The organism is Bradyrhizobium sp. ERR14 (assembly GCF_014198235.1).
In the GTDB taxonomy this organism is placed as follows: Bacteria; Pseudomonadota; Alphaproteobacteria; order Rhizobiales; family Xanthobacteraceae; genus Bradyrhizobium.
This window is the reverse complement of the sequence record NZ_JACIHD010000005.1, coordinates 127,717-141,454: the sequence shown is the minus strand read 5'-3', so window position 1 is coordinate 141,454 and position 13,738 is coordinate 127,717. Positions and strand designations below refer to the sequence as shown.

Genomic DNA, 13,738 nt, shown 5'->3' with positions numbered 1-13,738 from the left:
TGACGATGCTCAGGCCGTAAAAAGAAAGGGCGGCTGATGAAGCCGCCCTTTCTCGTCAATCACATCTTGCGAGAACTTACTCCGCCGCGAGCTTCACGTCCGGCGCGGCGGCGCGCACTTCGGCGTCCACCTGGGCTTCGAACTTGGCGAAGTTCTTCTGGAACATGCCGACCAGCGCGCGGGCGGTCTTGTCGAACTCGTCCTTGTCCTTCCAGGTGTTGACCGGGTTGAGGATCTCGGCCGGCACGCCGGGCAGCGCGGTCGGGACCGCGAAGCCGAAATATTTGTCGGTGCGGAATTCGACGTTGCGGAGCGAGCCGTCGAGCGCGGCGGTGAGCAGCGCGCGCGTCACCTTGATCGGCATGCGCGAGCCGACACCATACTTGCCGCCGGTCCAGCCGGTGTTGACCAGCCAGCAATCGACATTGTGCTGGGCGATGAGGTCACGCAGCATATTGCCGTAGACGGATGGATCGAGCGGCAGGAAGGGCGATCCGAAGCACGTCGAGAACTCAGGCTGCGGCTCGTTGCCGAGACCGCGCTCGGTGCCCGCGACCTTGGCGGTGTAGCCGGACAGGAAGTGATACATCGCCTGCGCCGGCGAGAGCTTGGCGATCGGCGGCAGCACGCCGAAGGCGTCGGCGGCGAGCATCACCACGTTCTTCGGCTGCGGCGCGCGGCCGGTGCGCGAGGCGTTCGGGATGAAGTCGAGCGGATAGGCCGAGCGCGTGTTCTCGGTCTTGGAGCCGTCGTCGAAATCCACCACGCGGGTGTCTTCGTCGAGCACGCAGTTCTCGAGCACAGCGCCGAAGCGGGTCGAGGCCGCGAAGATCTCGGGCTCGGCTTCCTGCGACAGCTTGATGCACTTGGCGTAGCAGCCGCCTTCGAAGTTGAAGACGCCGTTCGGGCCCCAGCCGTGCTCGTCATCGCCGATCAGCGTGCGGTTCGGATCGGCCGACAGCGTGGTCTTGCCGGTGCCGGACAGGCCGAAGAAGATCGCCGCGTCGCCCTTGGCGCCGACATTGGCCGAGCAATGCATCGGCATCACGCCGCGCTCGGGCAGATAATAGTTCAGCGTGGTGAAAACCGACTTCTTCATCTCGCCGGCATAATAAGACCCGCCGATCAGGACGATCTTGCGGGCGAAATCGATCGCGACGACGTTCTCCGACTTGCAGCCGTGCCGTTTGGGATCGGCGCGGAAGCTCGGCATGTCGATGATAGTGAGCTCCGGCACGAAGGTCGGCAGCTCGACCGCCTCGGGGCGGATCAGCAGGGTGCGGATGAACAGCGAGTGCCAGGCGAGCTCGGTGAAGACGCGCGTCTTGATCCGGTAGGCCGGGTCGGCGCCGCCATAGAGGTCCTGCGCGAACAGCTTCTTGCCTTCGGCGTGCTTGAGGAAGTCCTGATAGAGCGTCTCGAACTGCTCTGCGGTGATCGACTGGTTGCCGGCCCACCACATCTTCTTGTCGGTGGTGGCGTCACGCACCGTGAACTTGTCCTTCGGGCTGCGCCCGGTGAACTCGCCGGTGTCGGCGCAGAGTGCGCCGTCAGCGGACAGCACCGCCTCGCCCGCAGTGAGCGAGTATTGATAGAGTTGCGGCGCACCGAGGTTCCAGTGAACCTGCTTGAGATTCTTTAAACCGAACTTGTCGGCGCCAAAGGCACCGTTGCGCACGCCCGTCTCTTGCACGAAAAAATCCTCCTAGAACCCGCGACATTCAGCGCGACCAGAACTTCAGCACCATCGCGGTCACCGTGATTTATAGGCCAACCAGCCTCGGCTGGGCGACCTAATAATGATGAACGCTGGCGTTGCCAAGCTGATCCCGTAGGATTTGGTTTATTCAAGGACCGCGCCAAACGTCGCGCATGTCAGCTCTGAGCAGCTGCATCAAAAAATCACGAATGATCGCGCAACCAAATGCGGAATTTGGCGTTGATCAAGGTTTTTGCGACGCACAATTCCGGCTGCCGGCTTATCGTACCTCGCCTTCGCCGATGAGCGCGAACGGTCCCCACATCGCCGGGTAGGCGTTGCGCGGCGACGAGGTGTCGTCAACAAACGTTAACATCGCGCGGCGCAAGGCTTCGGCGCGACCGATTTTTGGTTCGTTCTTGAGCAGCTCGAATGTCGATGTGGTGAGGCGGGTGGCGGCTTCCGAATCCACTGCCCAATGCGAGACCAGCAGCGCGCGGGCACCGGCATAGAAGAAAGAGCGCGCCAACCCCGACAGCGCCTCGGCGCCGGGCTTGTCGCCGGCGATGGTATTGCAGGCGGACAGCACCACCCAATCGGCGTTGAGCTTGAGCTGGGCCACCTCGCTCGCGGTCAGAAGGCCGTCGTCGAGCTCAGACGGCTGATCGGGAATGGACAATGCAAGCGAGGGCTCGCCCAGTCCCTTGACGTCGCCGGCAACGAGGCCGTGGGTGGCAAAGTAGATGATGCCGTATTGAGCAAGCACTGCACGCTTCAGCGTCGTTTCGCTGGCATCGCGTCCGAGATGGATGTCGGCATCAGTGGCGCCGACGTCTCTCGCCACCGCGTTGAGCTCATCGGCGGTATCGGGCAGTTGCGGCAGCGCCTGCGCAAGCCGCGCGCGGTCGACCCCGGCGCCGCGCCAGAAATCGGTATAGGCAATCGTCGCAATGCTGCGCGCCGCGACCTTGCCGCCTGCGGCGCGACGGTCGGCAGGTCCTTCCAGCGCGGGATTGAAAACGGGATCGCCGAAGCCGGTCATAGGCTTCGCGCCCTGATCTCTGCGCGCGAAGGCACGCAACGATTTCAGGCTGATCACCGACGGCAGCACCGAAACGGCCTGACGCCGCAGCAGCCAGGCGGCGTCGCGATAACCTTCGAGCCTGTCCGGAATCGCAGCCTGCGGCTTCTCCGTCACCAGCAGATGAAACGGCAATGCGGTCAGCGCCGCCGATGGCACGACCAGGAGGTTGCGCTTGTCCTTCGTCAGCGCCTCGACCGGGCCGAGCAGCGCGACATAGAGCTCGTTCGCGAGCGCAAGATCGAACAGCCCAGATTTGCCGGAGGCATCGCGCGCCTTGCCGACATCCAGTCCCCTGCGGAACGCCGAGACCTTCCGCGCCATCGCGTCCGCGCCGAGCGAGATCTCCTTCCAGTCGGCACCATCGCGCGTGATCGCGATGACATAGCTTCGCTTGTCGACGACGGAATAGATCACCATGGCCTCATCGGCCGACAGCAGCGGCTGGATGTCCTTCACCGCCAGCGGCAGCGGGTTCGAGAGTGAGGCGTAGTCGGGAAACTCGAGCGTGAGCGTCTTTTGCAGCCCCGCGCGTTCGTTCGCAATCGCAACGATCCTCGCGCGGCTGCGTTGCTCGGCTGCGACGTCGCGCTGCGCCGATTGCTTCGACACCGCCGTGATGATCGTCTTGTCGAGCGCCTCGGCCTCGGCCGCGAGATCCTGATCCCGGCGCACCAGCTCGGCGAGCCGGTCGCTGCCGGCGGCCAATCGCACCGCGAGCTTGTTCACGGCAGAGGCGGCGGAAGATTGCGTGCCGCGCTGAATCGCGCCGAGGGCGTCATCCAGCGCCTTGTCGCTCGCCAGCAGAGTTTGCTGGCGCGCAGCGAACAGAACCGGCAGCACGGTGCGCAGCTGCGCGCGGTTGGCGGCAAGCGTCTTCTGCGCAAACGGCAAGGCGTCGGCGGTCCGGCCCGACACCTGAAGGAAATAAGCGAGATTGCTGGTCGAGGTCATGACATCGGGATGATCCACCCCGAGTGCACGCTCACGGATGGCAAGCGCGCGGCGATAGAGCGGCTCGGCCTCGGCATAGCGCTGCTGATGCTCGTAGAGCCCGGCGAGATTGTTGAGCGAGCGCGCCACGTCGGGATGATCCGCCCCCAGCACCTTTTCGCGGATCGCGAGCGAGCGCTTGATCGGCGCTTCGGCGTCGGCATCGCGGTTGAGGTCGCGATCGACCTGGCCGAGATTGTTCAGGACCGTGGCAACCGCGGGATGCTCGGGCCCGGCGGCCTTCTGATAGATCGCGAGGGCACGCTGAAACAGCGGTTCGGCGTCGGCAAAATGCTCCTGCTTCACGTAAAGCGTGGCGAGATTGTTGAGGGCCTGGCCGACATCGGGATGCTCGCGCGACAGCGCCTTTTCGCGAACGGCCAGCGCACGCTTGAACAGCGGTTCGGCTTCGGTGAAGCGGCTCTGCCGCTGATAGAGCGCCGCAAGATTGTTCAGGAGCGGCGCAATCTCGACGCTGCCCTGACCGGTCCCCTTCTCCATCAGCGCGATGGCGCGTTTGTAAAGCGGCTCGGCCTGATCGTCGTGGCCCTGGTCGGCGTAAATCTGCCCGAGATTGTTGAGCGCCGCGGCGAGGTCGCGGTTGTTGCTGGTCTTCTCGAGCGAGGCCACCATGGCCTGCGCCAGCGGCAGCGCCTCCGCATATTTGCCGGCGCTCCGGAGCGCATTGATGCGCCCGCTCTGCGCCGACAGATCGCTCTTCTGGGCAAGGCCGGGCGTGGCAAGCGACGTGGTGATCGCGAGCGCCAGACCCGCAGCCAATGCCAAACGACGACGCGTCATGAACCCTCGCTGCGAGCCTTAAGACCTGATCGTCTTGGGTCGCAGCGATGGGGCGCGGCGTTCAAATTGTTGCGTTCTAGTCCATCTTCATGCGTGCTTCGCCAGCGAGGCGGACCAGCATCTTGCGCAGCGCTGTGCCGTCGGTCACCCGCTCCGGGAAGTCCAGCCGCAGCGCGTTCTGGCCGTCCTGCATGTCGAGGCCTTCCGGATCGCAGCCGGTGCAGCGCCAGTTCCCCGCGGCAGCGCCAAGGAGTTTGGTCGCATAGAGGCCCATGGCGTCGCGATGATCGGCATTCATGTGTTCGACAGCCCCCGCCTCCGCCGCCAGCAGATCCTCGGCGCCGGTGAGGTCTGTGAGGAACTGGGCGGGCTTGAGATCGACGATCCGGCCGAAGCCAGCGACCAGATGGGTTCCCGTGGGGCGGATCCGGAAGAAGGAGAAATCCTTAAAGGAAACAAAGCCTTCCGCCGACGGATGGGCACTAAGATACCGTCGCTGGAGCAAATCCTTCTCGGCACCGGCCTGCTCCGCCCGGCCGGACAGCATGATCCGGGCGCCTTCCAGCGGATCGCCCGCCGCCCGCTCGTCCAGCATCAGGGAGACCCTGCGGTCGGCGAGAAGGTTCCTTGTATGCACGGCGAGGCCCGAGATCAGCAGGATGGGCGAGCCGTCGGGATGGCTGGCCAGATTGACCAGGGAACAATAGGGGTCGCCGCTGCCGGCCATGAGAGTTGCCAGCGCCCCCTGCCGCGATCGCCGCAGCAGGGATTTGGCGAGCATTGCGGGGTCGAAATCAGGGGTCGGTTGCATCGGCTTTCTCGGCTCAGGTGGTTGCAAGGGGGGCCTTTTTTCGGGTAAACGGGGGCCCGGTTATGGGTCGACATGCGGCGGATCTGCCGTGTTTCGGGGAACTTGGTCACACTTCAGCCCAGCTTGCATTGCTCGGTGACAAGGTTCGAACGCCGACATCGGCACCCATGTATGCGGCGCATCAGTGGATTGCTCGCCGTTTCAAGCCACGACCCAAACGGAAAGCAGAAAGCAGAGGCTCATGCCCACAATCGCTTTGGTCGACGACGACCGCAACATTCTCACATCCGTCTCGATCGCGCTGGAAGCCGAAGGCTACCGCATCATGACCTATACCGACGGCGCTTCCGCGCTTGACGGTTTCCGCACCACCCAGCCCGATCTTGCGATCCTCGACATCAAGATGCCGCGCATGGACGGCATGGAGACGCTGCGCCGGCTCAGGCAGAAGTCCGACCTGCCGGTGATCTTCCTGACCTCCAAGGATGAGGAGATCGACGAGCTGTTCGGCCTCAAGATGGGCGCCGACGATTTCATCCGCAAACCGTTCTCGCAGCGCCTGCTGGTCGAGCGCGTCAAGGCGGTGCTGCGCCGCTCGGCGCCGAAGGATCCGACCGTCGCGCCGAAGGAGAACGACGCCAAGGCGCTCGACCGCGGCCTTTTGCGCATGGATCCGGAACGGCATACCTGCACCTGGAAGAACGAGCCGGTGACGCTGACCGTCACCGAATTCCTGATCCTGCAGGCGCTCGCGACCCGGCCCGGGGTGGTGAAGAGCCGCAACGCGCTGATGGACGCCGCCTATGACGACCAGGTCTATGTCGACGACCGCACCATCGACAGCCACATCAAGCGGCTGCGCAAGAAGTTCAAGGTGGTCGACAACGAGTTCGAGATGATCGAGACGCTCTACGGCGTCGGCTACCGCTTCAAGGAAGCCTGAGGCGCGAGGCGCCTTCACGAACGACGACGAGCATCGCCGGTTCTGATTCCATCGGGACCGGGATCGCTCTAAGGTGTGGGGACCTTCTCAACGCCGTCCTAACACGGGCGTAAGCATTGCTGGACCGAACGCAGCCTGATCCCAACCAGAGCGCCGGCGACGTCGCATCCGACGGCGTTCAGGAGCAGTTTGTCGAAGACAAGCCGCAGGGCTTCCGACCGCTGAACTGGCTCAAGCGCGCCGGGCAATTCTTCTTCGCGCTGTCCTTCTCCAGCCTGACCCGCCGCATCGTCTCGCTCAACCTCGCCGGCCTCGTCGCGCTGGTGGCGAGCATCCTGTATCTGTCGCAATTCCGCGCCGGACTGATCGACGCGCGGGCGCAGAGCCTGCTGGTGCAGGCCGAGATCATCGCCGGCGCGATCGCGGCCTCCGCCACGGTGCAGACCAACGCCATCACCATCGATCCCGACCGGCTGCTCGACCTCAAGCCGGGCGAGACCTATGGCGGTTCGGACGAGTATTCGCCGCTGGACTTCCCGATCAACCCGGAGCGCGTGGCGCCGGTGCTGCGCACGCTGATCTCGCCGACCAAGACGCGCGCCCGCATCTACGATCCGAACGGCAGCCTGCTGCTCGACAGCCGCAACCTCGAAAACGTGCTGCGCCTCGACCTGCCGCCGCCGGCGGAGAAGCCCGGCTTCGTCGAGCGCGGCATGGTCGCGGTGCGCACCTGGCTGAACCGCGGCGACCTGCCGCTTTATCGCGAGCTCGGCCCCGAGAACGGCAACGGCTATGCCGAGGTGGGCGATGCGCTCCAGGGCCAGAAGCGATCGATGGTGCGGGTCAATGCCCGCGGCGAGGTGATCGTCTCGGTCGCGGTCCCCGTGCTGCGCTCGCGCGCGATCCACGGCGCGCTGATGCTGTCGACGCAAGGCGACGACATCGACCAGATGGTCACCGCCGAGCGCCTCGCCATCCTGAAAGTCGGCGGCGTCGCGGCCGCCGTCATGATCATGCTGTCGCTGCTGCTCGCGAGCACGATCGCCGGGCCCGTGCGCCGGCTCGCCGACAGCGCCGAGCGCGTCCGCCGCCGCATCAAGGCCCGCATCGAGATCCCCGATTTCACCCGCCGCCGCGACGAGATCGGCCATCTCTCCGGCGCCCTGCGCGACATGACGAGCGCGCTCTACAGCCGCATCGAGGCGATCGAGATGTTCGCCGCCGACGTCGCCCACGAATTGAAAAATCCGCTGACCTCGCTGCGCTCGGCGGTCGAAACGCTGCCGCTGGCGCGCAACGAGAACAGCCGCGCGCGCCTGCTCGAGGTAATCGAGCACGACGTCAAGCGGCTCGACCGCCTGATCTCCGACATCTCCGACGCCAGCCGTCTCGATGCCGAATTGCAGCGCCAGGATGCGATCCCGGTCGATTTGCGCCGCCTGCTGACGACGCTGGTGTCCGTCGCCAACGAGACCAAGCTCGGCCACGACGTCGCGGTCGAGACGCGCTTCGAGGGCCGCAGCCCGACCGACACCTTCGCCGTGTCCGGCCACGATTCACGGCTCGGGCAAGTGGTCTCCAACCTGCTCTCCAACGCGCAGTCGTTCTCCGAACCTGGCAGCAAGGTGCGCCTCACCTGCCGCCGCGCACGCGGGGAGATCGAGTTCGTGGTCGACGACGACGGCCCCGGCATTCGCGACGACGCGCTGGAACGCATCTTCGAGCGCTTCTACACCGACCGTCCGCATCAGGGTTTTGGCCAGAACTCCGGCCTCGGCCTGTCGATCTCCAAGCAGATCATCGACGCCCATGGCGGGCGCATCTGGGCCGAGAACCGTGCAGGCCCGCCGGATGACGAGGGCGTGCCGACGATCACCGGCGCGCGCTTCGTGGTGAGGCTGCCGGCGCTATGAGCCAAGGCAGCTTGAAAGAAGGCAGCTTGGAGGAAGGCAGCTTAAACGAAGTCGGGCCGAGCGTTCACGCCTCCGCAGTCAAGATCGGACAACGGGCGGTGCTGATCCGCGGTCCCTCGGGCTCGGGCAAGTCGCGCCTTGCCTTCGATTTGATCATGGCCGGACGCTCGGGCGTGGTCGAAAGGGCCGTTCTGGTCGGGGATGACCGTGTCCATCTGGCGACAGTCGGCGATGAAATTGAAGTCCGCCCCGCGCCGGTATTGGCTGGCCTGATCGAGATCCGGGGCCTCGGGATCCGCCGCTGCGACTTCGTGGAGCATGCGACCGTCGGTCTCGTTGTCGATCTGGATGCCGCGGACGCCGAGCGCCTGCCTGCGACGGATTCGCTGAAAACCCTCATTTCCGGTGTCGAAATACCGCGAATCCCGGTTGGCCGCGGATATTCACCCCTCCCACTGGTTGTCGCGGCCTTGACCACTACCAAGAGTTCATCTTCCGTTAACCCCTCAGGCGATTGTTTGAAGGGAAATGGTAACCATATGAACCCCACTATCGCGACCGAATAGACCGGCGCAGCTCCCCTCATCCATCCGTCTAGATTCAGGGAGATACGCAACATCCCCTCTTGCGCAGGGGCTCTGGATGGTCAAAGTGGCGCGTTCGTGCGGTGCACCAAAAGCGCCCGCGAGGAGTTTTCCGATGATTGGTCTAGTACTTGTGACCCACGGGCGCCTTGCCGACGAATTCAAGGCAGCGCTTGAACATGTCATGGGCCCACAAAAGCAAATCGAAGCGATCACGATCGGCGCCGAAGATGATTCCGATCTCTGCCGAAGTGACATCATCGAGGCGGTTAACCGCGTCGATTCCGGCGACGGCGTTGCGATCCTCACCGACATGTTCGGCGGCACGCCGTCGAACCTTGCAATATCCTGCATGAGCCGGCCCAAGGTCGAAGTGCTCGCGGGCATCAACCTGCCCATGCTGGTCAAGCTCGCCAAGGTGCGCGAGGAGCGTCCGCTGCCCGACGCGATCGCGATGGCCCAGGAAGCAGGCCGCAAATACGTCACCATCGCCAGCCGCGTGCTCGCCGGCAAATGAGCGACGAGGCGCCACAAGCGGGGACAGGCGTGCCCGCGGGCGCGATCTCCAAGGACCTCCTGATCATCAACAAGCGCGGCCTGCATGCGCGAGCCTCCGCGAAATTCGTCCAGGCCGTCGAGCGCTTCGATGCGCAGGTCTGGGTGACGCGCGGCGGCGAGACCGTCGGCGGCACCTCGATCATGGGCCTGATGATGCTTGCCGCAGGGCCCGGCACGACGATCACCGTCGCCGCCGCCGGCACGGACGCGGAAGCTGCGCTCGCGGCGATCACCGAGCTCGTTGAAAGCAAGTTCAACGAGGAAGGGATCTGAGCCGCGCGCTCGGTTGCCGTAGGGTGGGCAAAGCGAAGCGTGCCCACGACTTTTCTGCGATCAGCGCGAGATGGTGGGCACGGCGCTTCGCGCCTTTGCCCACCCTGCGAGACCGAGAACGCCGCAATCACTTCGCCGGCGGCGCGATGTAGACGTTCCAGCTCATCGCCGGGCCGGCCTTGCCGTGGGTGAAGCGGCGCGTGGTCATCACCACGCGCTCGGCGTTCGGCGCAACCTCCGAAACCCACTTCTCGAACTTGGGCAAGCGTTCGTCGGTCGCATCGACCACGCCGATGAAGCCGTATCTCTTGACGTCGTCGAGCGAGGTCAGCCCCGACGCCCAGGCCTCGTTCGGCGTGAACGGGCTGGGGTGATCGGGGCTGTAGAACACCATCGGCTGGATCGTCTCCATCGTTCCCGCAACGACCGCCCAGCGCGAGGCGAAGCGCGCGTGCCAGGCCTGGGTCAGCTCGCGTGCGAGCTCCGAGCGCGCGCCATAGGTCGCCGTGTTGCCGGCATTGGCCGTCATCTCGCGCGCGGCGATCCAGGGCGAGGCGGCGAGCGTGGCAACACTGAGCACGAGCCAGATCGCGGCGATGTTGAACAGGCTCGCGCCCTGCACCCGCAGCGCCGGAATCGCGACCAGCGCGAGCGGCACCAGGAAGAACAGCGAGATCCCCCAATCGGTCTTCAGGTAGACGCCGAAGACCAGCGCGCCGAGCGGCGGGCCGAATGCGACGATGATCTGGATCATCCACACGTTCAGCGCCTGCGAGACATTGACGCCAGGATTGGCGCCGCGCGCCCAGGCGCGCGTGACGATGCGCAGAGGTGCTCGCACGAGCAACGTCATCCACGGCGGCACCAGCGCCATCGCGAGCCCGGCCAGCGCCACCGGCAATGCCAGCAGTCCGAGATTATGCAGCATGTAGCCGGTGACGAGCTGATGCACCTGGCCGCTGTCCGCGAGGCTGTACGTGTCGCCGGCATAGGTCAGCGGCACGAAATGCGCCTCGGCCAGCCAGACCACGTGCGGGATCATCGCCACGACCATCGTCGCGATCGCGGCCCACGGCGCCGGCGAACCCAAAAATCTCATCCGCTCCGGATGGATCAGCGCGGCAAGGCCGATGGCGCCGATCATGGTCAGCACCCAATATTTGGTCATCAGCGCCAGCGCGCCGGCAAGGCCGAGCAGGACGCCGGACTGCCAGCTCCGCTTCTCGAATGCATTGAGATAGGCGAGCACCAGCAGCGGCAGGGTGACGAGCTGGAGCAGATCCGGGTTGTATTTGAAACCCTTGAAATTGAAGATCGGGTAGAGCGCGACCATCACCACGATCAGGAACGCGCGCCGCGCATCCACCACGCGCAAGGCAACCAGCCAGCAGATCACCATGCCGGCGCTGACCGTCGCCATCGCCAGCGCATAGGTCGCCCAGTCCGCCGCCGGGAACAGCTTGAACCAGAGCCCGGCGACCCAGCCCGACAGCGGCGGGTGCTTGCCATAGCCCCACAGGAATTTCTGACCCCAGCCATAGGCTTCTGCGACGTCCATGTGAACGTCCTGCGCCGCCTTCAAATTGATCAGGATGAAGGTCCAGAGCACCGCATGCAGGATGGCGAGCTGGATCACCAGCCACAATCTCGCCTCGGGGCGGACCGCGCAGGCAACCAGCCAGGCCCGGAAGCGGTCAAAGCTCAGGCGGGTCTTCGTGCGCGCCCGGGCGGTGGGGATCGAGGTGGTGGACATGGCCGTTGCCTAGCGCGTTTTGGGCGATGGTGGAATCAGCTTGGCGTGAAGAAAGGCCCTGAAATTACAGCAATATGGTTGCCGCACGGGGATGTGAGTGGTATCCCGCGCCCATGACGACCGTCCCCATTTCCAACATCCGCAATTTCTCCATCGTCGCCCATATCGACCATGGCAAATCGACGCTGGCCGACCGCCTGATCCAGATGACCGGCGGCCTCTCCGACCGCGAGATGGCGGGCAAGGAGCAGGTGCTCGATTCCATGGACATCGAGCGCGAGCGCGGCATCACCATCAAGGCGCAAACCGTGCGCCTGCAGTATCGCGCCAAGGACGGCAAGGACTACATCTTCAACCTGATGGACACGCCCGGCCATGTCGACTTCGCCTACGAAGTCTCGCGGTCGCTGGCGGCCTGCGAAGGTTCCCTGCTGGTGGTCGACGCCAGCCAGGGCGTCGAGGCGCAGACGCTTGCCAACGTATATCAGGCGCTCGACAACAATCACGAGATCGTCCCGGTCCTGAACAAGGTCGATCTTCCCGCGGCCGAGCCCGAGAAGATCAAGCAGCAGATCGAGGACGTCATCGGCATCGATGCCTCCGACGCGGTGATGATCTCGGCCAAGACCGGCCTTGGCGTGCCGGACGTACTGGAAGCCATCGTCACCCGCCTGCCGCCGCCGAAGGGCGACCGCAATGCGACCTTGAAGGCGCTGCTGGTCGACAGCTGGTACGACGTCTATCTCGGCGTCGTCGTTCTCATCCGTGTCGTCGACGGCGTCATGAAGAAGGGCAGCCGCGTGCGCATGATGGGTACGGGCGCCGCCTATGACGTCGAGCGCGTCGGCTTCTTCACGCCGAAGATGCAGCAGGTCGACGAGCTCGGCCCCGGCGAGATCGGCTTCATCACCGCCGCGATCAAGGAAGTCGCCGACACCCGCGTCGGCGACACCATCACCGACGACAGGAAGCCGGTGACGGAGATGCTGCCGGGCTTCAAGCCGGCCATCCCAGTGGTGTTCTGCGGCCTGTTCCCGGTCGACGCCGACGATTTCGAAACGCTGCGCGGCGCCATGGGCAAGCTGCGCCTCAACGACGCCAGCTTCTCGTTCGAGATGGAAACGTCGGCCGCACTCGGCTTCGGCTTCCGCTGCGGCTTCCTCGGCCTGCTGCACCTCGAGATCATCCAGGAGCGGCTGTCGCGCGAGTTCGATCTCAATCTGATCGCGACCGCGCCGAGCGTCATCTACAAGATGAAGCTGACCGACGGCACCGAGATCGAGATCCACAATCCCGTCGACATGCCTGACGTGGTCAAGATCGCCGAGATCCAGGAGCCCTGGATCGAGGCCACGATCATGACGCCCGACGAATATCTCGGCAGCGTGCTGAAGCTGTGCCAGGACCGCCGCGGCTCGCAGAAAGAGCTGACCTATGTCGGCTCCCGCGCCATGGTGAAATACGATTTGCCGCTCAACGAAGTGGTGTTCGACTTCTACGACCGGCTCAAATCGGTCTCCAAGGGCTACGCCTCGTTCGACTATCATCTCACCGACTACAAGCCGGCCGACCTCGTCAAGATGCAGATCCTCGTCAACAACGAGCCGGTCGACGCGCTCTCGATGCTGGTCCACCGCACCCGTGCGGAGGGACGCGGCCGCGCCATGGTCGAGAAGATGAAGGAGCTGATCCCGCCGCACATGTTCCAGATCCCGATCCAGGCGGCGATCGGCGGCAAGGTGATCGCCCGCGAGACGGTGCGCGCGCTGCGCAAGGACGTCACCGCAAAATGCTACGGCGGCGACATCACGCGCAAGCGCAAGCTTCTGGAGAAGCAGAAGGAAGGCAAGAAGAAGATGCGGCAGTTCGGCAAGGTCGACATCCCGCAGGAAGCTTTCATTGCCGCGCTGAAGGTGGATAGCTGAGGCGGGCTGGCTTTTACAGTCACATCAGCCGCCGTCATGCCCGGGTTCGACCCGGACCATTTGGGGCCCGACAAACAAAAACGCGAAAACAACCCCATGCATAGTAGCCGCGCCCTTGGCGGCATTACGTTTTTTCGATTTTATTATTCCGGCTTAGTCCGTCTGGCAAACTGGGTGCAATGATCGCCCGCCCTCCGCATAGTACCTCAATCTTTATATCGCAATGCGCTCCGAGGGCTGCCAATGCCCGATCGCGTTGATGCGAAGGTCGGCAAGCGCTTTGACACGATGGCATTAGGGCCAGCTTGAAGACTGTTCGAGATCCACAAAGTCCTCTCCACACCTAAAGTGGATAACTGACCAATACTCCTACTTTAGATTATGCTTATCGATCGAATCACCTA

The 13,738-nt window shown here is 64.4% G+C and carries 10 protein-coding genes; 6 read left to right on the top strand and 4 right to left on the bottom strand.

The features are described 5' to 3' along the window. Window positions 1-76 precede the first annotated feature (76 nt). The 3 genes from GGD62_RS16725 to GGD62_RS16715 all read right to left on the bottom strand — a co-directional run bounded on the left by GGD62_RS16725 (window position 77) and on the right by GGD62_RS16715 (window position 5,385). Window positions 77-1,693, bottom strand: coding sequence for a phosphoenolpyruvate carboxykinase (locus tag GGD62_RS16725; RefSeq protein WP_183236737.1), 1,617 nt, complete (start codon window positions 1,691-1,693; stop codon window positions 77-79). 286 nt (window positions 1,694-1,979) lie between these two features. Then, window positions 1,980-4,574 (bottom strand): CHAT domain-containing tetratricopeptide repeat protein, encoded by a 2,595-nt coding sequence (locus tag GGD62_RS16720; protein WP_183709089.1) that lies wholly within the window; start codon window positions 4,572-4,574, stop codon window positions 1,980-1,982. 76 nt (window positions 4,575-4,650) lie between these two features. Then, window positions 4,651-5,385 carry a HugZ family protein gene (locus GGD62_RS16715; RefSeq protein WP_183709338.1) on the bottom strand — a complete coding sequence of 245 codons (735 nt, stop codon included), beginning with the start codon at window positions 5,383-5,385 and terminating at the stop codon, window positions 4,651-4,653. Between the two features lie 241 nt (window positions 5,386-5,626). On the opposite strand from GGD62_RS16715, the gene GGD62_RS16710 reads away from it, so the two are divergent. The 5 genes from GGD62_RS16710 to GGD62_RS16690 all read left to right on the top strand — a co-directional run bounded on the left by GGD62_RS16710 (window position 5,627) and on the right by GGD62_RS16690 (window position 9,656). After that, window positions 5,627-6,328 carry a response regulator transcription factor gene (locus tag GGD62_RS16710; protein ID WP_008542552.1) on the top strand — a complete coding sequence of 234 codons (702 nt, stop codon included), beginning with the start codon at window positions 5,627-5,629 and terminating at the stop codon, window positions 6,326-6,328. Between the two features lie 116 nt (window positions 6,329-6,444). Continuing rightward, the gene (locus GGD62_RS16705; RefSeq protein WP_183709088.1) at window positions 6,445-8,241 is read left to right on the top strand and encodes a sensor histidine kinase; all 1,797 of its coding nucleotides are present in this window, start codon (window positions 6,445-6,447) and stop codon (window positions 8,239-8,241) included. Beyond that, window positions 8,238-8,807 carry an HPr kinase/phosphorylase gene (locus tag GGD62_RS16700; protein WP_183709087.1) on the top strand — a complete coding sequence of 190 codons (570 nt, stop codon included), beginning with the start codon at window positions 8,238-8,240 and terminating at the stop codon, window positions 8,805-8,807. The genes GGD62_RS16705 and GGD62_RS16700 overlap by 4 nt, the downstream gene beginning before the upstream one ends. 133 nt (window positions 8,808-8,940) lie before the next feature. Beyond that, window positions 8,941-9,342 carry a PTS sugar transporter subunit IIA gene (locus GGD62_RS16695; protein ID WP_007597752.1) on the top strand — a complete coding sequence of 134 codons (402 nt, stop codon included), beginning with the start codon at window positions 8,941-8,943 and terminating at the stop codon, window positions 9,340-9,342. Continuing rightward, entirely contained in the window at window positions 9,339-9,656 is a 318-nt protein-coding gene (locus GGD62_RS16690) for an HPr family phosphocarrier protein (RefSeq protein WP_018316388.1), read from the top strand. Before GGD62_RS16695 ends, GGD62_RS16690 begins: the two co-directional genes overlap by 4 nt. A gap of 127 nt (window positions 9,657-9,783) precedes the next feature. Here GGD62_RS16690 and GGD62_RS16685 read toward each other — a convergent pair whose 3' ends face one another. Beyond that, window positions 9,784-11,409, bottom strand: a complete 1,626-nt coding sequence (locus GGD62_RS16685; RefSeq protein ID WP_183709086.1) for a glycosyltransferase family 39 protein — start codon at window positions 11,407-11,409, stop codon at window positions 9,784-9,786. A gap of 113 nt (window positions 11,410-11,522) precedes the next feature. Between GGD62_RS16685 and lepA the strand changes: the two genes are divergently transcribed. Beyond that, complete coding sequence (gene lepA, locus GGD62_RS16680) at window positions 11,523-13,334, top strand: translation elongation factor 4 (RefSeq protein WP_026201664.1); 1,812 nt, start codon at window positions 11,523-11,525, stop codon at window positions 13,332-13,334. Window positions 13,335-13,738 lie beyond the last annotated feature (404 nt).